Consider the following 19,029-nt stretch of genomic DNA (forward strand, 5'->3'; position numbering starts at 1 on the left):
GCCAATATCGCAAAAGCGTTTGCAACTTCATGCGCAGACGAACACGATGAAGACATGGATGCGCACACGGACACACGAGGCGACACCGCGAGCCCTGACGCCGGCGGGCCCCCCTCGATGAGCGAGGGGTCGGCGGGCGCGAAGAGCGCCCTCGTCGCCGAGGATGCGGCGCACGCGGTCGCCGCACAACGGACCGCGGACCGGAACCGGGAGTGGGAGAGCCGCTATTCGTCCGCAGGCACGGTGTGGTCGGGCCACGTCAACAGCACCGTCGCCATCCTCGTCGCACCGCTCGCGCCCGGCACCGTCCTCGACATCGGCTGCGGCGAAGGTGGCGATGCGATCTGGTTCGCCGACCACGGCTGGCGCGTCACCGGCATCGACGTCTCGGCGACGGCTGTCGGGCGCGCCTCCGCTGCGGCGCGCGAGCAGGGGATCGACGACGACCGCGCACGCTTCGTCGTCATGGATGCCACGAGGGAGATGCCGGATGCGCGATTCGACCTCGTCACGGCGAGCTTCCTGCACTCCTCCGAGCATGACTTCCCGCGCATCGAGGTGCTGCGCGCCGCGGCAGCGCGCGTGGCACCGGGCGGCAGGCTGGTGATCGTCTCCCACGTCGCGCAGGCCGGGTCCGACGCGCACGATCATGGTCCGGTGCTGCGCACCCCTGACGAGGAGCTCGAGACCCTGGGTCTGCGCGCACCCGAGTGGGTGGCGGAGGCGGTCGACGTCCGTCCGCGTGCGGACGTCGTCGCGGCGGACGCCCACGGCCACCTCGAGGACGGCATCATCGTCGTGCGTCGGGTGGCCTGAGGCCCCGGCGCCCGGCTCAGTCGGCGGTGTCGAGGACGAAAGCAGCCGTGACCAGCGTCGAGAGCGTCGCTTCCCAGAGCGGGGCGGTGTGCCACCCTGCGGATATCTCTCCGTCCGCCGCGACGGTGACGATCATCCGGTGGGGCGAGGTCGTGTTCACGAGGTGGACCAGCACATCACCTGCGGGGGTGCGCGCTCCCCGCGCTGCCAGCGCGAGATGCGTTCCCTCGCTCACCTCGGGCCCGACCACGGGCAGCGGGCGGCCGAGAGGATGACCCTCCCCCGTCCGCTCCACGACGGTCTCGATCCACGTACCGTTGCCGACGACGACCTCGAGAGCGGGCAGGACGTCGCCGCCCGGGATACTCAGGCGCCATCCCTCGCCCTCCTCGCTGAGCGCCCAGCCCATCGTGTCGACCGGTGCGGCAGGGTCGATTGCGAGCACCTCGCGGGCGTTCCACGTGTCGAGCGAGTCCGCCCGATCGGCAAGTGCTGCGGATGCCGCGGCATCCGTCTCCACGTCGCCATCGCCGATCGCCTCGACGAAATCCCACATGGCGTTCAGGGTCGCGGGGGTGTCGCGCGACGCTCCCTGATAGCCGATCGCCAGCCCGCGCTCCGGGATCGCGAGCCCGAACTGACCGTAGGCGCCGTCGATGCGGAATCCATGGCGGCTGCGCCACACCTGGTACCCGTATCCGAGCGTCCAGTCATCAACCGGCGCGCCCTCGGCCGGCGGCCCGTCACCCGGGTTGTGCGAGTCGGACCACGGCTTCTCGAGGTCGGCGGCGTAGTCGGCGGGCACAAGCTGGGTGTCCTCCCCCCACCGTCCCCCGTCGGCGAGCAGCGAGGCGAGACGCGCGATGTCGTACGCGGTGAGATGGAAGCCCGAGAACCCCTGCTCGACGCCGAACAGCGGGCTCATCCACCGCCGGCCGATCCCGAGCGGATCGAGGAGGCGGGGCCGCAGGTACTCGGTCAGCGTCTCGCCCGTGAGCGCGCTGACGATCCGGGACAGCGCGTAGGTCGCGTCGGAGTTGTAGGAGAAATAGGTGCCGGGCACGAAGGCGGGAGGCACCGCGAGCAGGGCACGCGGATCGAACCTCAGCCCCTCGATCTGCTCCGCGGTGTGGCCCGTGTTCATGGTCAGCAGGTGGAAGACCGTCAGGCCGTTCGGGTTGGGCAGGTCGAGCAGATCGCCGACCGAGTCGTCGAGGCGCAGGCGCCCCTCGCTCTCGAGGAATCCGATCGCGACGGAGGTGAAGGTCTTCGAGGCCGAGTACGACAGCGCCGCCCGGTCGGTGCGGTACGGGGCCCACGCGGTGTCGAGCACGATCCGCCCGTGGCGGACGACGACCAGTGCGTGAGGGTCGAGCCCCTGATCCTCCAGCGCACGGATCAGGGTGCTCAGCGCGGCGGACGGGATACCCACCTTCTCGGGGGTCGTGCGCGCGAGGGGGGACGAGACGAACGGTGTCATGCATCGAGCCTACGGCGGCCGCCGTCCGCGGCGGCGGCCGCCGTGCAGGTCACGGGTGCAGCGTGGTGCTCTGCTGCGACCGCGCGCGCTGCGCCGCCATCTGCTCGTCGAACTCTTCGCGCCAGCTCTCGCTGAGCGCGATCTCCTTGCGCAGCGCCTCCTCCGTCGACAGCTCGACCGGGAAGCCGTAGGTGTCGTACAGCACGAACAGCTCTTCGCCCGTGACCGTGGTGCCGCGGTAGCTGTTCAGCTGCTTGAGGCCCTTGCGCAGCGTGCGTCGGAACCCCTGTTCCTCCTTCACGAGCACACGCTCCACCTCGGTCGCATGCTGGGCCACCTCGGGGAAGTGCTCTTCGTAGATGCCCGCGATGGTCGGAATGATCTGCGGGAAGAAGTTCTCCTCGAGTCCGAGGTCGAACGCGAAGCGCACCGCGCGGCGGATCAGTCGCCGCATCACGTAGCCCTGCGCCTTATTGCCGGGGCGCACGCCGTCGACGGCCAGGAACGTCGCGCCGCGCAGGTGGTCGGCGATCACCCGCATCGCCCGCGTCTCATCTTCGTACGTCTTGCCTGACAGCTCCTGGAGCTTCTCGATGATCGGCCACAGCAGGCCGATGCGGAACACGTCGGGGCTGTCGATCGCGGCGGCGGCGATACGCGCGAGTCCTCCGCCGTAGTCGACGTTTTTCCGAGGAAGCGGCTCGAATCCGACCTCGGCCTTCTGGTACTCCATGAACACCGAGTTGCCGAGTTCGATGAATCGGCCGCAGTCGCAGTTCTGATGGCAGTGCAGACCGTACGCCGTGTCGTGCTCCACATTCGGGAACAGGTAGAACATCTCGGTGTCGGGACCGCCGGGTTCCCCCACCGGCATGTCCTCGGCCTTGCCTCCACGGCACCACCAGTTCTTCTTGCTGTAGAACGCGATGCGGGCCCCGTCCGTGCCGACGGCGGCCGCGTGCTCTTCGGTGCCGACATCGACCTGAGCGCTCGAGACACCCGCTTCGTCGAACAGGCGGGACCAGATCGCCGCCGATTCTTCGTCCTTGGGGATGCTGTTCTCGGGGTCGCCGCTGAAGCAGGAGACGTAGATGCGGTCGGGGTCGAGCCCCACCTTCTCGGTGAGGAACGTCCACACCTGCGGGATCTGCTCCTCCTTGAAGTAGTCGCCCAGGCTCCAATTGCCGAGCATCTCGAAGAATGTCGTGTGCCGGTTGTCGCCCACCTCCTCGACGTCCTGCACGCGCAGGCACGTCTGGCTGTCGGCGAGACGCCTCCCCGCGGGATGCTCCGCACCGAGGAGGTAGGGAAGCAGGGGCTGCATCCCGCTGCCGGTGAACAGGGTGGTGGGGTCGTCTTTGGGGATGAGCGGGGCCCGCGGAATGACGACGTGCCCCCGCTCCGTCATGTATTCGAGGTAGATGCGGCGTATGTCATCGGCGGTCACACCATTCTCAGCAGCGGTCATACACCGACGCGTCCGATCCCGCGATCACGGAATGCGCGACGCGCCCTCCCTTCGGCAACTTGTCTACCATCTGCCCGCTCGTTATAGTGATCTCACACGGGGGACGCGCACTCGAGGCGCCTTGCAGGTGCAATTCCTGAGTCCTCCACCATTCACTGTTCTTCGTTCGGTCGTGCGCGGCCGATGCGGATCGGGCCTTTCGCCGTCGACGGATCCACGAGCGCGCCCTTCTGGGTGATGCGCACGTCGCCCGAGGCGACGAGTCTGCGCGCGGCACGGCGCGCAGGCTCCATGAGGTCTCTCCACTCCTCGCCGCCGATGGCGCGGGCGGCGTCGGATGGGCAGATCGTGGATGTCGCCGCCCGCTCGCCGAGCAGCCGGAGGATCGTCTTCTCGAGTTCGCGATCGGTCGACGACACCCGGCGGGCGCGACACGCATCGGAGCAGTAGCGCACCTCGTCCCAGTGGGACGCCCATGCCGCGCGCCACTCGATGCGTCGGCCGCACGACGCGCAGGTCTTCTCGGTCCGATCGGGCTCGGCGACGCGCTTTCGATGTGCCATGTCGATCCCGATGCTACGCGCCGTGCGTCAGGCGGGGTTCAGAACGACCTTGATGCAGCCGTCGGTCTTCTTCTGGAACATCTCGTACAGCTCGGGGGCGTCGGTGAGAGGGGCGTGGTGGGTGACGAGATCCATCACTCCGAGCGGATCAGCGGGATCCTCGACGAGCGGCAGCAGATCGTCGATCCACCGCTTCACGTTGCACTGCCCCATCCGCAGGCTGATCTGCTTGTCGAACATCGTCTTCATGGGCAGGATGTCGGCGTCGCCGGCATAGACACCGCTCAGCGAGACGGTGCCTCCGCGGCGGACGACGTCGATCGCCGCGTAGACAGCCGCGAGACGGTCCATTCCCGTCTTGTCCATCATCGGCCGCGACAGCGCATCGGGCAGGAGTCCGACGGCCTTCTGGATGAACTTCACGCCGCCGTCGCCGTGGGCTTCGAGGCCCACGGCGTCGACGACGGCGTCCGCTCCCCGGCCCTCGGTGAGATCGCGCAACTCGTCCACGATGGTGTCCGTCAGGTCGAAGGTGATTGCCCCGTGACGCTCCGCCATCGCTCGACGCGCCGGCTCGGGCTCGACGGCCAGGACCCGCAGCCCCCGGTGCGCAGCGATGCGCGCGACGAACTGGCCGACGGGGCCGAGACCCATGACGGCGAGCGTGCCGCCCTCGGGAACCTGCGCGTACTCGACGCCCTGCCACGCCGTCGGGAGGATGTCGCTCAGGAAGAGGTAGCGGTCGTCCGGGAGCTCCGCCCCGACCTTGATGTGGTTGTAGTCGGCCAGCGGGACGCGCAGGTAATCGGCCTGACCTCCCGGCACCTGGCCGTAGAGCTTGGTGTAGCCGAACAGCGCGGCCCCACTCCCGTATTCGCGCACCTGCGTGGTCTCGCACTGCGACTGCAGCCCGCGACGGCACATGAAGCACGTGCCGCACGAGATGTTGAAGGGGATGACGACGCGGTCGCCGACCGCGAGGGTGCTGACGTCGGCGCCCACCTCCACGACGACCCCCATCGGCTCGTGACCCAGGATGTCACCGCGATCGATGAACGGACCGAAGACCTCGTACAGGTGCAGGTCCGATCCGCAGATCGCGGTCGAGGTGATCTTGACGATCGCGTCGGTGGGGTGTTCGATGCGCGGGTCGGGGACTTCCTCGACGCTGACCTTGCGCGTGCCCTGCCACGTGAGCGCCTTCATCGCACGCCACCCGTCGAGAAGGTGAGGGAGCGGGAAGATCGGATGCTTCGCGTTTCGGTCATGCCCCACTGTGAGCCGTGCCCACGTACCCGCCGAAGGGCATTGACGAACGTCCGCCGACCATCTATACGTCGCGACGAGAAGATCAGTCGGTGCCGCCGGTCGCCGGGATCGGGATCACCGCGATGCTCGTGCCGGTGCTGACGAACAGGAGCGCGTCACGGCGCTCGCCCTCCCCGTCGTTGACGCGGATCCACCCACCGCCGTCGCGCACGGCGGCCGTGATCTCATCGGTGAGATCCTCGATCTCGCGGCCGCCCACGCTGTAGAGCTGCCCGCCGTACGTGATGTCTATGCGCTTCACGACGGCAGCCTCGCCTCGCCGCTGCCCTCCGGCGGCTCGGGAACGATGTGCAGCCCGGTCTGCGAATTCGCGGTGTAGGACAGCGCCTCGATCCAGGCGCGATTGACCGCCGGTCGCCGGCTGCCGTAGTACTTGTAGACCATCGAGCAGCGCGGGTGCAGCCACACCGTCGTGCGGCCGTCACCGATGCTGGTGTCGTCCTTCCAGCTGAAGAAGAACGGCTCGCCGCGCCTGAGCTTCGCCCCGATGACGGTCTGCAGGTGCATCAGCAGTCGGTCCTCGAAGTCGACCTTGACGAGCCCGTCGTAGATGAACTTGCCCAACTCATGCCTCCGTGTTCATGTGCGCGCGCGGTTCGCGCCGCTCGACCATAGGGGGCACGGCGTCGGGTTGCCGAGGGTCTTGACCCCTGGTGCACCCACTGATAGACGTCACAGCTCGTCGATGCCCAGCGGTGAATCGGGCTCATCGATCATGTCCGGCCACACCGGCGTGGAGATCTGCAGGCGCCGGGTGCGCTTCTCGAGTTCTTCGACGAGCTCGGCGTCGACGACCTCCTCGACCGATTCGGCGACGGGTGTCGAATACAGCTGGCTGGCGGGCCCCACCAGGAAGTGCGCGTATCCGCGCGCGCCCCCCTCTTCCAGCACCGGGATGGAGACGACGTCGGAGGTCGCGTTGTCGGCGAGTGCACGGGCATAGCGCAGGAGCGCCGTGCTGACGGCGTCCGGCGTCAGCACGTACCCGCCGGAATAGTGGAGTCTTCTCATGTCGTCAGCGTGCCTTTCGTGGGGCGTGGTCCCGTGGGGGTTGATTACCGCGGCGCGAGCTCACATGATCACGCGCGCTCGTGAGGGGCGCAGCATCCGCCTGCCCTCACTCGTTCTCTCGTCTGATCCGTCGGCCCTCTGCGACGTCCTTCTCCTCCTTCTGGGCCGCCTTGTCGCTCTTGCGCGTGTCGCGCGGCGGCAGCTGGATGTCGCGCTCCGCGGCCACACCCGCCTGCAGCTGACGGCCCCGCTCCAGCTCCGCATCGAACTCGGCGCCGAAGAGGAGGGCGAGATTCGCGATCCACAGCCACAGGAGGAAGACGATGATGCCCGCCAGTGAACCGTAGGTGCGGTCGTAGTTGGAGAAGTTCGCGACGTAGAAACCGAAGGCCGCGGTGGCGATCGCGAGGATCAGGATCGCGAGGAAGGCGCCGATGCTCAGCCACCGGAACTTGGGCTGCTTGGCGTTCGGAGTCGCGAAGTAGAGCACCGCGACCACGAGCACGACGACGAGCACGAGCACCGGCCACTTGAGGATCGACCAGATCAGCAGCGCCATGTCACCGAGGCCCACGGCGTCGCCCACGGCCGAGGCCACCGGGCCCGACAGTACGAGGATCAGACCGGCGATCACGATCAGCGCGATCGCGATCAGGGTGACGAGCAGCTGCTGCGGCTTGAGCTTCCAGAATGGACGGCCTTCCTCGATCTCGTAGATCCGGTTCATCGCGCGGCTGAACGCGCTGACATAGCCCGACGCCGACCAGATGGCCAGCACGATGCCGGAGATCAGGGCGAAGCCGGCGGCCGGCGATGACGCGATCTGCTCGATCGGCCCACGGATGGCCTCGGCCGTATCGCCGGGTGCGACCTGGCCGACGATGTCGAGCACGGCGTCGCTGGTGGATTGGCCCTGGCCGAACACCCCGAGCAGCGAGAAGATCGCGATCAGGGCGGGGAACGCCGCGAGCACCGCGTAGTAGGTCAGCGATGCGGCGATGTCGAGGCACTGGTCCGACGAGAACTCGCGAAGCGTCTTCCTCAGGATGTACTTCCACGACCTCTTGTCGAGATCGTCCGGCGAGTCCGGCTTGCCCTCGTCTTCTGCCTCCGGCGCCTTCCCGGACGGGCCTGTGGTGTGGATGGTGCTCATTCGATCTCTCCTCGCAGAAGGCGGGGCCACTTTCGTGGCCCCGCCTCATGGATGTTCTCCGGGTGCTCTCAACGCGTGGTTCAGTGCCCGGCGACGTTCTCGCGAGCCTGACCCGCCTGATCCTTAACTTCACCGGCAGCCGACTGGGCTTCGGATTTGACGGCCTCGACCGATTCCGCCGCGGAATCCTTCACGGCCGCAGCAGCCTGCTGCGCGGGCTCCTTCAGATTGCCGCCGACCTCTTTGGCCGTCGCGGACAGGTCGTCGACGAGCGGCTTCGCCTGCTCCTTGACGTCGGCGGCGAGATGCTTCTCACGCTGCGACGCCGGGATGAGCGACGCGATGAGAAGTCCGGCGCCGAAGGCGATCAGGCCGATCGCGAGAGGATTGCCCTCCGCCTTCGCCTTCGCCCCGCTGAGACCGGCGGACGCGGACGAACCGGCGTCCGAGAGGGACGAGCCCGCGCCATCGGCCGCTCCCATGACTTTGTCGCGCACCGACCCGAACGCTCCCTTGACCTTGTCGGTCTGGCGACCGACGATCTTCGACGGCGTCACCTTGTCGGCGAGGGCGTCCACGTCGCCGCCGAGCTCCGCCCGGGTGGCCTCGATGTTCGCTCGGATCTCTTCCGCTGACTGGCTCATCGGTTCTCCTCGTTCCTCTTCAACGTTTCGGGTATCTCTTTCAGGGTCTCCGCGGTCTGCGGGGCGCCCTTCACCTTCTTCATCTGGCCTCGGCCGACGACGAAGAGGATGGCGGCGATGATCAGCCAGATGACGGCCACGATCACGCCCGACCAGCCGCGGCCGGTCACCTCGCCCAGAGCCCACCACAGGGCGATCGAGAGGAAGAGCACGCCCATCAGGGCGGCATAGCCGGCTCCCCCGAACAGACCTGCGCCTTTCGCGCTCTGGGAGGCCGTCTCCTTCAGCTCGACTTTGGCCAGCTCGACCTCTTGGCGCATGAGCGTCGAGATGTCGCGCGTGACCTCGCCGACGAGCTCACCGAGCGACGTGGTGGCCGCTCTCTGCTCAGAAGGTGTCGGGTCGGTCATCTTCGTCCTTTCGGCTGTCTCCGGCGGTCGTGCTCGACTGCTCGAAGATCGGCGTGTCACCGGCATCCGGCTCGCCGTCGGCGAAGACCGTCGCGCTCGCGATGGGCGCGGTACCGGTCACCGGCGGCGCATCCCACGGCTGGTTCGGGATGCGGTCGGTGGCGTGCACGCCGACGGCGGGCACCTCGGCGGGCGCTGCGACCGCGTAGCGATCGGTCGCGACGTCGTCGGCCGCCGTCCGGGGCGTGGCATCCGACGCTTTGTCATCCGCGGCGTTCGCGGTCAGGGCCTTCGTCAGCCTTCCGGCGACGACGCCGATCACGGCGGCAGCCACGATGAAGGTGCCGGGGCTGCGGCGCGCGTACTGCTTGACCTCGGTGAACACCGAGGCGGGATCGCGATCGCCGAGCCACGACGAAGCGCTCGAGAGGCGTGTCGAGACCTGGCGGACCAGATCGGCGGCGATGCCCGAACCCTGGGATTCGTCTGCCATCGAACCGAGTTCGTCGCTGACCGAGCTCAGTCCGCCGGCGAGGCGCTGCTGCTGGGTGTTCGCCTGGTCCTTCAGCTCGCTCTGCGTCTGCGCGAACAGGTCCTTCGCCTGCGTCTTCACGTCGCCCACGACGGAGGATGCTTCGTCCTTGGCGGTGCCGGCGACGCTCTTGGCCTGGTCGGCGGTGGTGTGTGTCAGCCCGGCGGCCTCTTGCGTGGCCGAATCGAGCGTGCCGGGGGAGTCCGCGGACGCGGTTCCCGACGTGCTCTGCACACCCGTGTCATAGCTGTCCGTCATCATTGCCCCTTTCGTAACCGACCCGTCGGGCCGGAGAAGTCCCATTCCTACGCGCGACCGAATCGTTCCCGATGCCCCTTGCCAAGCTCGGCCGTCATGAGCTACATGCACGCGCGGCGCCGATGCCTGCGCTGCCGTGAACGGCGCTCGCGCGGGACAGGAGTTCGGATAGTCCACGGCGCGATCCCGCGTCAAGGGCCACCGGGAAAATCGACGGCAGCTCGACACTGACCGGATGGACACCCGTGCCGCGCAGCATCCGCCCGCCGATCTCTTCTGCTTCTCCCATCTGCGATGGGACTTCGTCTACCAGCGTCCGCAGCACGTCATGAGTCGGTTCGCCCGCACACGCGGCGTGGTCTTCGTGGAGGAGGCGATCGTCGAGGCCGGGGTCGAGCCGCATCTGCGCTGCTCCGACAGAGCGGGTGGGGTGCGCGTGGTCGTGCCCGTCCTCCCGGAGGACCAGGGCGACCGTGACGCGATCGCCCTGCAGCGCGGACTGCTGTCGGACTTCGTGGAGCAGCACGGGACGCCGTCTCCGACGTTCTGGTTCCAGACCCCGATGTCGCTGCCGGTCGCGCCCCTGGACCTCGCCGGCGCGGTCGTCTACGACTGCATGGACGAGCTGGGCGCCTTCCACGGCGCGCCGCCCGCCCTCGCCTTCAACGAGAAGCAGCTGCTGAGTCGCGCCGACCTGGTGCTGACGGGCGGGCGGGCGCTCTACGAGGCGAAGCGGTCCAAGCACCCCAACGTGCACTGCCTCCCCAGTGCGATCGACGCGGCGCACTTCGCCCGCGCCCGTCATCACATCCACGGAGCGACGGACTGCCTCACCGAGGTGATGGACCTGCCCACGGGTCCGCGGGTGGGCTTCGCCGGCGTGCTCGACGAGCGGCTCGACATCGGGCTGCTCGCGGACGTGGCGGACCTGCGCCCCGATCATCAGTTCGTCATGGTGGGGCCGATCGTGAAGATCGACCCCGCCGAGCTCCCCCGGCGCGCGAACATCCACTACCTGGGCCTGCGCGAGTACGCCGACCTTCCGGATCTGATGGCCGAGTGGGATGTCGCGATCATGCCGTTCGCGCGTAACGCGGCCACCCGGTTCATCAGTCCGACGAAGACGCCGGAGTATCTCGCCGCCGGACTCCCGGTCGTGTCGACCGGCATCCTCGATGTGGTGCGGACCTACGGCGAGCCGGGGCTCGTGGCGATCGCCGACGACGCGGCGGCGTTCGCGGCGGCCATCGACGCCGCCGTCGGGGTGAAGGACGACCCGACGCGGCTCCGTGCCGTCACGAACGCTCTCAAGGACGTGTCCTGGGACTCGATCTGGAGCCGGATGGCCGCGCTCGAGCAGATGGCCGCGCTGGAGCAGAGATCGCTGCCCGAGCCGCCCTCCGCCGGCCCGGTCGGAGAAGGGCAGCGCGAGAACGCGGCGGACGTGCGGTGACGCCGGGCCCGCTCACGCGCCCCGAGGTCTGGGGCGGTATCGAGTGCACGCACAATCGCGTGGGCGGGCGGTTCCACAGCCAGCTGGATGCCAGCGGACACTCTGCTCGGATCGAAGCTGACCTCGACCGTTTCGTGACGCTGGGCATCGCACGATTGCGCTACCCCGTGCTCTGGGAGCGCGTCGAAGCCGTGCGCGGGGTGTTCGATTTCCGCGAGTCCGACCGGGCCCTCGGGCACCTGGGTGCCGGTCCCGTGCGCCCCGTCGTCGGACTGCTGCACCACGGGAGCGGCCCGGCGTGGACGTCCCTCGACGACGAGGGCTTTCCGGAGCGGTTCGCGGTCTACGCCGAGGCGGTCGCCCGCCGGTACCCGTGGGTGGACGATTACACGCCCATCAACGAGCCACTCACGACCGCCCGCTTCTCCGGCCTCTACGGTCACTGGTATCCGCACGGTCGCAACGACGGATCTTTCGTGCGGATGCTGGTGCTGCAGGCCCGGGCGACCGTACTGGCCATGCGCAGCATCCGTCGGGTCAATCCAGCGGCGCGACTGATCCAGACCGAAGACCTGGGGCGAGCGACCGGCACCCCTCCGCTCGAGGATCAGGTGACGTTCGAGAACGACCGCCGCTGGCTGACCTACGACCTGCTCAGCGGAAAGGTCACGCCGCAGCATCCGCTGCACGACTACCTGACCTCGTCGGGGGGCGCCGATGCCGCAGCTCTGGCATGGTTCGTCGACCACCCATCCGTACCGGGCGTCCTGGGCATCAATCACTACCCGCGCAGCAATCGATGGCTCGATCACCGACGCGAGCTCTTCGACCCCGCCGACCACGGCAGCAACGGCCGGATGGCATATGCGGATGTCGCGGCCTCCGACGTCGCCCTGGCCGTCGCGCCGACGCTCTCGTCGTTGATCAGGGAGACGTCGGCGCGCTACGGAGGCGCCGTCGCCGTGACCGAGATCCACGTGGACGGCGACGCGGTCGCACGGGTCGCCTGGTGGGAGGCCGCCTTGGGCGAGGTCGAGCACGCCCGGTCGCACGGAAGCATCGTCTGCGCGGTCACCGCGTGGAGCCTCCTGGGATCGTTCGACTGGGACACCCTCTGCACGAGCGTCGACGCCTCCGCGGATCGTACCGTCACGTATGAGGCCGGTGTCTTCGACGTCTCCGCCGGCGAACCGGCCGAGACGCCGATGGCAGAGGCCGTCCGGCGGGCATACGCCCCGAATGCCGCACCGGTCGCCGCCCGATGGGCTCGGACTGTAGCGCGGGAGTGATGCCCTGTCTACCGCCTCACGCGAACCGGCTCCGCGCCCCCAGAGTGATCCGACCACTCACGATCATCGGAGCCGACATGCTGAATCCCCCCGCCGAGCGCAGAACGGGTGACATCGGGCGCGTGGACGCGCACACGTCCCACGACGACGCCGACCGGGCGCCCCAGGGCGTGACGAGCGACGCGCACATCCCCGAGGTCGCGACCGGCGAGCGCAAGGACGCATTGCTGCGCGATGTCCATGCGCGCGAGAAGGCGAAGTTCGGCGGCATCAAGTTCGGGACCGCCTTCTTCGGTTGGCTCACCGCCACGGGCGCCGCCGTCATCCTGGCGACGATCGTGGCCGCCGTCGGCGCCGCCGTCGGCGTGAGCGCCGGTGATTCTGCGGGCGACGCGGCGGCCGACAACGCCGGCACCATCGCCGTGGTCAGCGCGATCGTCCTCGGTCTCGTCCTGCTCGTCGCGTATTTCGCGGGCGGCTACGTCGCGGGGCGGATGGCGCGCTTCAGCGGTGCGAAGCAGGGCCTGGCCGTCTGGATCTGGGCCGTCGCGATCGCGATCGTGGTCGCGGCCGTCACTGCCATCGCCGGCAGCCAGTGGGACGTCCTGGCGAACCTCGACAGCTTCCCGCGCATCCCCGTGACGCCCGAGACCGCGACGGTCACGGGTGTGCTGACCGCGCTGGGAGCCTTGGCCGTCGCCCTGATCGGTGCGGTCCTCGGCGGCCTGGCCGGCATGAGGTATCACCGCAAAGTGGACCGCGCCGGCCTCGCCGAGTGAACGGGACCCGCGCGGGGATCGGTGCGGACGCCGGTTACCACGGGCGCGTCTCACCGGCAACCCGGGGGCTCCACGGGGCGGATCTGCGTAATGTCGACGCTCACAGGTTGTTCGACGCCGAGGGGACGTGGATCCGATGTACTACGTGAACGTCCACGATCAGTACTTCGCGGTGTCGGACGAGCGCATCGACGACGTCCGCTCCGCGATCCTCTCCGCCGTCCGTGACGGTGGAGGATTCGTGAGCTTCGACGTCGGCACCGGTGGGAGCGCGGAAGTCCTCATCACTCCGCACACCACCGTTCGCATCGAGCAGACCGCGACTGCCGCGGGCGATGATGAAAGCCGCCCCGAGGGGGCACGGGATGCTCCCGAGCACGCCGACATGGACTGGTGGCTCGAGTGGGGCTAGGCCTCCGGCTGGTCGGCGGGTTCGATGCTCTCGCCCGTGATGACCAGTCCGTTGTTGGTGTTGGCCGATAGCGCCAGGGTTTCAGCCCAGGCCCGGTTGATCTTCGGTGTCTCCGACTCGTCGAACCGCATCCTCAGCGGCACGCCGTTGTCGATCCAGATCACGTTGCGGCCCTCAGCCTCGGACTCGCTGCTCTTCCACGACAGGAAGAAGCTCTCGCCGCGGCGCAGCTTAAGGCTGATGATGATCTGCAGGTGCGCCAGCAGCCGGTCGTCCAGGACGAACCGCGCGTCATCGTAGAACAGTGTGCCCATGCGCTGCCTTCTCCTCCGGGTCCCGGGTGACCGCCAGCAAAAGTACCACCAGGCACGGTCCCGACGTCGCCCTTGATCTGAGCTCCGAGATGTGCTCGCCCCGCGGTCGCCGTGCCGCCCCGGCGAACGCGGGGGTGAGGCATCCGGTTTGTCAAGCCTTTTGATCTCGACCCCTCCGCACGGCGATGGTGCTGACGACGAAAGGGACGACATGAAGGCGATGGCCTACCGCGGTCCGTACCAGATCCGCGTCGAAGAGAAAGCGGAACCGGAGCTCGCCCATCCGGGCGATGCGATCGTGCGCGTCGAGCTCGCGGCGATCTGCGGTTCGGATCTGCACCTCTACCACGGCATGATGCCCGACACCCGGGTGGGCCACACGTTCGGCCACGAATTCATCGGGACGATCGAGCAGGTCGGCTCGTCGGTGCAGAACGTCCGGGTGGGCGATCGCGTGATGGTCCCCTTCAACATCTACTGCGGATCATGCTATTTCTGCGCACGGGGGTTGTTCTCGAACTGCCACAACGTGAACGCGAACGCCACAGCCGTCGGCGGCATCTACGGCTACTCCCATACGGCCGGCGGCTACGACGGCGGGCAGGCCGAGCGCGTCCGCGTGCCGTTCGCCGACGTGGGCCCGGCGATCATCCCGGAGGACATCTCCGACGAGGATGCCCTCATGCTGACCGATGCGTTCTCGACGGGGTACTTCGGCGCCCAGCTCGCGAGCATCGCGGAGGGCGACACGGCCGTCGTGTTCGGGGCGGGACCGGTCGGACTGGCCGCGGCGAGATCGTGCTGGCTGATGGGCGCGGGAAGGGTGATCGTCGTCGATCATCTGGACTACCGCCTCGAGAAGGCGAGGACGTTCGCCTTCGCCGAGACCGTGAACTTCGGGCAGGTCGGCGACATCGTCCGCCATCTGAAGTACGCGACCGACGGCCTGGGGGCGGATGTCGTCATCGACGCCGTCGGCGCCGAGGCGGACGGCCATGTCCTCCAGCACGTCACGGCCGCCAAGCTCAAACTGCAGGGAGGCTCGCCCGTCGCCCTCAACTGGGCGATCGACGCGGTCCGCAAGGGCGGCACGGTCTCGGTGATGGGCGCCTACGGGCCGCTCTTCAGCGCCGTGAAGCTCGGCGATGCGGTGAACAAGGGCCTGACCATCCGCACCAACCAGGCACCGGTGAAAAGGCAGTGGCCCCGGCTGTGGGAGCACATCCGCAACGGGCACATCGCGCCCCACGAGCTCATCACCCACCGCATGCCCCTCGAGCACATCGCCGAGGCGTACCACGTCTTCTCATCCAAGCTCGACGACTGCATCAAGACCGTCATCACACCCTGAACCGCCGCACACGCGGCAACGCTGCCGGCCGACCATCCGCAAGGAGCACCATGCCCTACACCGCACGAGACCACGAGCACAGGCCATCGCCCGACGAACTGCGGGCGCGAATCCCCGGCTGGGGCGCCGATCTCGACCACGCCGATCGGCCCGCGTTCCCCCGCGAGCAGCCGGGGATCGACACGGGGGCGCGCGAGGAGCTTCCCCCGCAGCAGGCGGGCGGGCGTGGGCGCGAGAGGTCGGTCGAGCACCTCCGCCTGACACCGGTGTTCGGGACGGCTCAGCCCTTGCACGGTATGGCCGGTGCGATCCGTCGACGTGCCTACCGCGTCTACAGCGAAGGCCAGACCGCTCACTGGCTGCTGCTGATCGCCGCCGATCGGGTGGACTCCGCCACCGCGCACGCCCGGTCGCTCGTGTCGGGTCGTCCGGACGATCCGATCACCCAGAGCGGTGTGCTCGGCGAGCGCGGGCACCACCCCGTCGCCTCACGCTTCGGACGCGGGCGCGTCGACCTGAAACACGCCTGGCTCGACCCGATCCTCGTGGTCGGTCCGTGGGTGCTGGTCGTCGTGGCGGGCTCCGCAGCGGTGCGCCGGCTCCTTCGAGCCCCCGGGTGACCCGAGGGAGCCGGGCGCACACGGTGCCGGTGGATCAGTCCGCCGTACCGGGCCGCACGACGGCGTCCGGCACGATGTCGATCCGCGTGATGTTGCCGCGCCTGGTGGTCTCGATGCGCGGTGCCGCGTCCTCTTCGGTGGACCCCGCCGCGCGCAGAAGCTGATCCCGACGCTTCTCCTCGTCGGTCATGTCGACCGAGGACTCCGAAGCGGCGTCGGGAGGAAGCATCCGATCAGCGTCGTCCACGTCGGGGGTCACGCCTCGACGTCGCCGCGCCAGGCACCCGTTTCGGCGCCCCGGCTCTCGATGAGCTCCTTGAAGTTCTTGAGGTCCTTCTTCACGGCGTGCGAACCGACGCCGACGAGCGAACCGACGCGCTCGAGCAGGCCCTCGGGCTCCCAGTCGATCTGGACGGTGACGCGCGACGTCGAGTCCGAGAGCTTGTGGAACGTGACCACGCCCGCGTGGTCGGTGTCCCCGCCGGTGCTCTTCCACGCGACGCGCTCGTCGGGGTGCTGCTCGGTGATCTCGGCGTCGAACTCGCGCTTCGCACCGGCGACGCTCACGACCCAGTGGGTGTGGGTGTCGTCGGTCTGGGTGATGGACTCCACTTCGTCGAGGAACTCCGGGAAGCTCTCGAACTGGGTCCACTGGTTGTAGGCGGTGCGGACGGGGACGTCCACGTCTACGGTCTCGATGATCTGCACCATGGGATGCTCCTTGCTCGTCGTCAGGGGTGTACATGTCTATTCAGCCGGACGAGGGCCCCGATAGGGACGGGGTTGACAGGCGCCGAAGCGATCACCCTCGATGGGAGGAGCTAGCGGCTCGCGCAGGTTTTGGCCAGACCCTCGGCGGTATCCTTCTCGCGCGAAAGAGTGGGGCGTCGCCCAGCAGCGCTCGGGCACCGAGGAGAGGACGTGGGATGTCGCGCAATGTGAGGGTCGTGGAGTGTTCGCCCGAAGACGTCTTCCGGGTGCTGGACGATGGATGGCTGTTCCCGTCCTGGGTGGTGGGGGCATCGCGGATGCGCCACGTCGAGAAGGCCTGGCCGAACGTCGGCTCGCGCCTGCACCATTCCTTCGGCGTCTGGCCGGCGCTGATCGACGATGCCACGGTCATCGAGGAGTACGACCCGCCCCGGCTGATCGTGATGCGGGCGAAAGGCTGGCCGATCGGAGAGGCCCTCATCACCATCAACGTCAAACCCCGCGGTCTCGGCAGCGCCGTCCGCCTGCAGGAGGAGCCTCTCGCCGGTCCCGCACGATACGTGCCGCAGACGCTGATGGATGCGCTGCTGCACTGGCGCAACCGCGAGACGCTGCATCGGCTGGCCTATCTCGCCGAAGGCCTGTCGGAACATCCGTCGGATGTGACCTCGGCCGAGCGCGAGCTGCAGACGGAGTGGGCGTCGGCGTCGTGACGCAGAGCGGGGAGCGGGACGAGGTGGACGCGGTCGTGGTCGGGGCGGGACCGAACGGGTTGGCCGCCGCCGTGACGCTCGCGCGCGCCGGCCTGAAGGTGCGGGTGTACGAGCGCGATGACCGCGCCGGCGGAGGCGCCGCGACCCGCGAACTGACGCTGCCCGGATTCCTGCACGACGTCTGTTCGGCCGTGCACCCCTTGGCGTTCATGTCGCGATTCTTCCGCGAGTTCGGACTCGCGCAACGCGTGCCGTTCGTCACGCCGGACGTGTCGTACGCGCATCCGCTCGACGGGGGTCGCGCCGGCATCGCCTACCTCGACCTCACCCGTACCCGCGAAGAGCTGGGGCGCGACGGCCGGGCATGGGAGCGGCTGATGCGGCCCCTCGTCGACCGCGCCGGCGCCGTCGCCGAGCTCACCGGCTCCCCGCTGCTGCGCATCCCGCGCGACCCGCTGACCGCCGTCGCCTTCGGGCTCCGCACCCTCGAGCAGGGCACCCCGGCGTGGAACGTGCGCTTCCACGGCGAGGCGGCACCCGCGATGCTGACGGGGATCACCGCACACAGCATCCTTCCCCAGCCCAGCCTCGCCGCCGCCGGCGCGGGGCTGACGCTCGGCGCGTACGCGCACGCACGCGGATGGCCCATTCCGATCGGCGGGAGCCAGAGCATCGTCGACGCGCTGGTCGACGACCTGCGCGCGCACGGCGGCGAACTGGTCACCGGGCGCCACGTACGGTCGCTGCGCGAACTGCCGGCAGCGAGGGTCACGCTGCTGGATGTCACGCCGCGCGCGCTGATCAGCATGGCGGGGTCGCGGATGCCGCAGCGCTATCGGCGGGCGCTCGAAGGGTTCCGCTACGGCGACGGCGTCGCGAAGATCGACTTCGCGCTCAGCGACCCGGTGCCGTGGGCGAACGCGGAGGTGCGTCGGGCGGGGACGGTGCACGTCGGCGGGACGCGGGCGGAACTGGCCGCGTCCGAGAACGACGTGAGCCGCGGACGCCTGCCGGAGAGTCCTTACGTGCTGGCGTCGCAGCCGTCCGTCTTCGACGAATCGCGCGCACCCCGCGGACGCCACACACTGTGGACCTACACGCACGTCCCCGCCGGCAGCGCCGAGGACCGGCAGGAGGCGGTCATCCGCCAGATCGAGCGATTCGCCCCGGGCTTCCGCGACACGATCCTCGCGACGAGCTCCCGCAGCGCGGTCGAGGTCGAGCAGCACAACCCGAACTACCCCGGTGGCGACATCGCTGCCGGGACACCGTCGCTGCGGCAGATCATCCGTCGTCCCGTCCTCGGCGCCGAGCCGTGGCGCACGCCCATGCCGGGCGTCTACCTCGCCTCCGCCTCGGTGGCGCCCGGGCCCGGCGTGCACGGCCTCGCCGGGTGGTTCGCCGCACTGAGCGCGCTCCGGCACGAATTCGGGTCGCGCGCGCTGCCGGACCTGTCGCCGCGCCCCTGAGGTCGCGGCCGCGGCGCTGGGTGGGCTGCGCGGTGGGCTGCGCGGTGGGCAGCGGCCGGGTCGCCCGGGTGGGTGCGCGGGCCCAGGCCGTGCCAACGGTCGCGACACGCCGCCTACCGCGGGCCGTCCCGGCGCGGCGCGGCGTGTCGCGACTGTTCGCGCCGCCTCCGCCGACACGCGGGCGCAGCAGCCACGACCAGCCGGGAGCAGCAGCCGGGGATCAGCAGCCATGCAGCAGCCGGGGATCAGCAGCC

23 protein-coding genes are annotated in these 19,029 nt (G+C 69.1%); 9 read left to right on the plus strand and 14 right to left on the minus strand.

Features of this window, described 5'->3' with window-relative positions:
* Positions 1-54: 54 nt before the first annotated feature.
* A complete protein-coding gene (locus ACFXOO_RS13710) occupies positions 55-816 on the plus strand; it encodes an SAM-dependent methyltransferase (protein WP_394563883.1) in 762 nt (253 codons plus the stop codon).
* Between the two features lie 16 nt (positions 817-832).
* Here ACFXOO_RS13710 and ACFXOO_RS13715 read toward each other — a convergent pair whose 3' ends face one another.
* The 11 genes from ACFXOO_RS13715 to ACFXOO_RS13765 all read right to left on the minus strand — a co-directional run bounded on the left by ACFXOO_RS13715 (position 833) and on the right by ACFXOO_RS13765 (position 9,664).
* Complete coding sequence (locus ACFXOO_RS13715; RefSeq protein WP_394563885.1) at positions 833-2,296, minus strand: serine hydrolase domain-containing protein; 1,464 nt, start codon at positions 2,294-2,296, stop codon at positions 833-835.
* Positions 2,297-2,345: 49 nt separating this feature from the next.
* Positions 2,346-3,743 carry an alanine--tRNA ligase-related protein gene (locus ACFXOO_RS13720; RefSeq protein ID WP_394563886.1) on the minus strand — a complete coding sequence of 466 codons (1,398 nt, stop codon included), beginning with the start codon at positions 3,741-3,743 and terminating at the stop codon, positions 2,346-2,348.
* A 173-nt stretch (positions 3,744-3,916) separates the two neighbouring features.
* On the minus strand, positions 3,917-4,327 hold the full coding sequence (locus ACFXOO_RS13725) for a DUF3253 domain-containing protein (RefSeq protein WP_378841779.1): 411 nt from the start codon (positions 4,325-4,327) through the stop codon (positions 3,917-3,919).
* 27 nt (positions 4,328-4,354) lie between these two features.
* Positions 4,355-5,533 carry a zinc-dependent alcohol dehydrogenase gene (locus ACFXOO_RS13730; protein ID WP_394563887.1) on the minus strand — a complete coding sequence of 393 codons (1,179 nt, stop codon included), beginning with the start codon at positions 5,531-5,533 and terminating at the stop codon, positions 4,355-4,357.
* Positions 5,534-5,678: 145 nt separating this feature from the next.
* The gene (locus tag ACFXOO_RS13735) at positions 5,679-5,897 is read right to left on the minus strand and encodes a hypothetical protein (RefSeq protein ID WP_378841781.1); all 219 of its coding nucleotides are present in this window, start codon (positions 5,895-5,897) and stop codon (positions 5,679-5,681) included.
* A complete protein-coding gene (locus ACFXOO_RS13740; protein ID WP_378841783.1) occupies positions 5,894-6,220 on the minus strand; it encodes an ATP-dependent DNA ligase in 327 nt (108 codons plus the stop codon). Before ACFXOO_RS13740 ends, ACFXOO_RS13735 begins: the two co-directional genes overlap by 4 nt.
* 108 nt (positions 6,221-6,328) lie before the next feature.
* Positions 6,329-6,667 (minus strand): hypothetical protein, encoded by a 339-nt coding sequence (locus ACFXOO_RS13745; protein ID WP_378841785.1) that lies wholly within the window; start codon positions 6,665-6,667, stop codon positions 6,329-6,331.
* Positions 6,668-6,773: 106 nt separating this feature from the next.
* A complete protein-coding gene (locus ACFXOO_RS13750) occupies positions 6,774-7,820 on the minus strand; it encodes a YihY/virulence factor BrkB family protein (RefSeq protein ID WP_394563888.1) in 1,047 nt (348 codons plus the stop codon).
* Positions 7,821-7,900: 80 nt separating this feature from the next.
* Positions 7,901-8,464 carry a DUF3618 domain-containing protein gene (locus ACFXOO_RS13755; RefSeq protein ID WP_378841789.1) on the minus strand — a complete coding sequence of 188 codons (564 nt, stop codon included), beginning with the start codon at positions 8,462-8,464 and terminating at the stop codon, positions 7,901-7,903.
* Positions 8,461-8,874, minus strand: coding sequence for a phage holin family protein (locus tag ACFXOO_RS13760; RefSeq protein ID WP_378841791.1), 414 nt, complete (start codon positions 8,872-8,874; stop codon positions 8,461-8,463). The genes ACFXOO_RS13755 and ACFXOO_RS13760 overlap by 4 nt, the downstream gene beginning before the upstream one ends.
* Positions 8,852-9,664 (minus strand): hypothetical protein, encoded by an 813-nt coding sequence (locus ACFXOO_RS13765; protein WP_394563889.1) that lies wholly within the window; start codon positions 9,662-9,664, stop codon positions 8,852-8,854. The genes ACFXOO_RS13760 and ACFXOO_RS13765 overlap by 23 nt, the downstream gene beginning before the upstream one ends.
* A 235-nt stretch (positions 9,665-9,899) precedes the next feature.
* Between ACFXOO_RS13765 and ACFXOO_RS13770 the strand changes: the two genes are divergently transcribed.
* The 4 genes from ACFXOO_RS13770 to ACFXOO_RS13785 all read left to right on the plus strand — a co-directional run bounded on the left by ACFXOO_RS13770 (position 9,900) and on the right by ACFXOO_RS13785 (position 13,597).
* Positions 9,900-11,117: a glycosyltransferase gene (locus ACFXOO_RS13770; RefSeq protein WP_394563890.1), complete on the plus strand. Its 1,218-nt coding sequence runs from the start codon at positions 9,900-9,902 to the stop codon at positions 11,115-11,117.
* Positions 11,114-12,406 (plus strand): hypothetical protein, encoded by a 1,293-nt coding sequence (locus ACFXOO_RS13775; RefSeq protein ID WP_394563891.1) that lies wholly within the window; start codon positions 11,114-11,116, stop codon positions 12,404-12,406. Before ACFXOO_RS13770 ends, ACFXOO_RS13775 begins: the two co-directional genes overlap by 4 nt.
* A 77-nt stretch (positions 12,407-12,483) precedes the next feature.
* Positions 12,484-13,185, plus strand: a complete 702-nt coding sequence (locus ACFXOO_RS13780; RefSeq protein ID WP_378853715.1) for a hypothetical protein — start codon at positions 12,484-12,486, stop codon at positions 13,183-13,185.
* Positions 13,186-13,330: 145 nt separating this feature from the next.
* Positions 13,331-13,597, plus strand: a complete 267-nt coding sequence (locus tag ACFXOO_RS13785) for a hypothetical protein (protein ID WP_394563892.1) — start codon at positions 13,331-13,333, stop codon at positions 13,595-13,597.
* Here ACFXOO_RS13785 and ACFXOO_RS13790 read toward each other — a convergent pair.
* Positions 13,594-13,911: a hypothetical protein gene (locus ACFXOO_RS13790; RefSeq protein WP_394563893.1), complete on the minus strand. Its 318-nt coding sequence runs from the start codon at positions 13,909-13,911 to the stop codon at positions 13,594-13,596. The genes ACFXOO_RS13785 and ACFXOO_RS13790 overlap by 4 nt on opposite strands.
* A gap of 211 nt (positions 13,912-14,122) precedes the next feature.
* On the opposite strand from ACFXOO_RS13790, the gene ACFXOO_RS13795 reads away from it, so the two are divergent.
* Positions 14,123-15,262, plus strand: a complete 1,140-nt coding sequence (locus ACFXOO_RS13795; RefSeq protein WP_394563894.1) for a zinc-dependent alcohol dehydrogenase — start codon at positions 14,123-14,125, stop codon at positions 15,260-15,262.
* Between the two features lie 50 nt (positions 15,263-15,312).
* Complete coding sequence (locus ACFXOO_RS13800) at positions 15,313-15,882, plus strand: hypothetical protein (RefSeq protein WP_394563895.1); 570 nt, start codon at positions 15,313-15,315, stop codon at positions 15,880-15,882.
* A gap of 34 nt (positions 15,883-15,916) precedes the next feature.
* Here ACFXOO_RS13800 and ACFXOO_RS13805 read toward each other — a convergent pair whose 3' ends face one another.
* Both ACFXOO_RS13805 and ACFXOO_RS13810 read right to left on the minus strand, forming a co-directional pair.
* The gene (locus tag ACFXOO_RS13805) at positions 15,917-16,111 is read right to left on the minus strand and encodes a hypothetical protein (RefSeq protein ID WP_378853725.1); all 195 of its coding nucleotides are present in this window, start codon (positions 16,109-16,111) and stop codon (positions 15,917-15,919) included.
* Positions 16,112-16,137: 26 nt separating this feature from the next.
* Positions 16,138-16,593 (minus strand): SRPBCC family protein, encoded by a 456-nt coding sequence (locus tag ACFXOO_RS13810; RefSeq protein WP_378841810.1) that lies wholly within the window; start codon positions 16,591-16,593, stop codon positions 16,138-16,140.
* 215 nt (positions 16,594-16,808) lie between these two features.
* Between ACFXOO_RS13810 and ACFXOO_RS13815 the strand changes: the two genes are divergently transcribed.
* Together ACFXOO_RS13815 and ACFXOO_RS13820 are read left to right on the plus strand one after the other, a co-directional pair.
* Entirely contained in the window at positions 16,809-17,306 is a 498-nt protein-coding gene (locus tag ACFXOO_RS13815; RefSeq protein WP_378841812.1) for an SRPBCC family protein, read from the plus strand.
* Positions 17,303-18,775, plus strand: coding sequence for a phytoene desaturase family protein (locus tag ACFXOO_RS13820; protein ID WP_394563896.1), 1,473 nt, complete (start codon positions 17,303-17,305; stop codon positions 18,773-18,775). Before ACFXOO_RS13815 ends, ACFXOO_RS13820 begins: the two co-directional genes overlap by 4 nt.
* The last annotated feature ends 254 nt before the right edge of the window (positions 18,776-19,029 follow it).

It is taken from the genome of Microbacterium sp. P03 (assembly GCF_043556235.1).
Lineage (GTDB): Bacteria > Actinomycetota > Actinomycetes > Actinomycetales > Microbacteriaceae > Microbacterium.

Bases quoted from the DNA above. Each gene is read 5' to 3' on its own strand.
- ACFXOO_RS13710 (WP_394563883.1), top strand. From the start codon at position 55: ATGGATGCGCACACGGACACACGAGGCGACACCGCGAGCCCTGACGCC.
- ACFXOO_RS13715 (WP_394563885.1), bottom strand. From the start codon at position 2,296: ATGACACCGTTCGTCTCGTCCCCCCTCGCGCGCACGACCCCCGAGAAG.
- ACFXOO_RS13725 (WP_378841779.1), bottom strand. From the start codon at position 4,327: ATGGCACATCGAAAGCGCGTCGCCGAGCCCGATCGGACCGAGAAGACC.
- ACFXOO_RS13730 (WP_394563887.1), bottom strand. From the start codon at position 5,533: ATGAAGGCGCTCACGTGGCAGGGCACGCGCAAGGTCAGCGTCGAGGAA.
- ACFXOO_RS13745 (WP_378841785.1), bottom strand. From the start codon at position 6,667: ATGAGAAGACTCCACTATTCCGGCGGGTACGTGCTGACGCCGGACGCC.
- ACFXOO_RS13750 (WP_394563888.1), bottom strand. From the start codon at position 7,820: ATGAGCACCATCCACACCACAGGCCCGTCCGGGAAGGCGCCGGAGGCA.
- ACFXOO_RS13755 (WP_378841789.1), bottom strand. From the start codon at position 8,464: ATGAGCCAGTCAGCGGAAGAGATCCGAGCGAACATCGAGGCCACCCGG.
- ACFXOO_RS13760 (WP_378841791.1), bottom strand. From the start codon at position 8,874: ATGACCGACCCGACACCTTCTGAGCAGAGAGCGGCCACCACGTCGCTC.
- ACFXOO_RS13765 (WP_394563889.1), bottom strand. From the start codon at position 9,664: ATGACGGACAGCTATGACACGGGTGTGCAGAGCACGTCGGGAACCGCG.
- ACFXOO_RS13770 (WP_394563890.1), top strand. From the start codon at position 9,900: ATGGACACCCGTGCCGCGCAGCATCCGCCCGCCGATCTCTTCTGCTTC.
- ACFXOO_RS13780 (WP_378853715.1), top strand. From the start codon at position 12,484: ATGCTGAATCCCCCCGCCGAGCGCAGAACGGGTGACATCGGGCGCGTG.
- ACFXOO_RS13790 (WP_394563893.1), bottom strand. From the start codon at position 13,911: ATGGGCACACTGTTCTACGATGACGCGCGGTTCGTCCTGGACGACCGG.
- ACFXOO_RS13795 (WP_394563894.1), top strand. From the start codon at position 14,123: ATGAAGGCGATGGCCTACCGCGGTCCGTACCAGATCCGCGTCGAAGAG.
- ACFXOO_RS13800 (WP_394563895.1), top strand. From the start codon at position 15,313: ATGCCCTACACCGCACGAGACCACGAGCACAGGCCATCGCCCGACGAA.
- ACFXOO_RS13805 (WP_378853725.1), bottom strand. From the start codon at position 16,111: ATGCTTCCTCCCGACGCCGCTTCGGAGTCCTCGGTCGACATGACCGAC.
- ACFXOO_RS13810 (WP_378841810.1), bottom strand. From the start codon at position 16,593: ATGGTGCAGATCATCGAGACCGTAGACGTGGACGTCCCCGTCCGCACC.
- ACFXOO_RS13815 (WP_378841812.1), top strand. From the start codon at position 16,809: ATGTCGCGCAATGTGAGGGTCGTGGAGTGTTCGCCCGAAGACGTCTTC.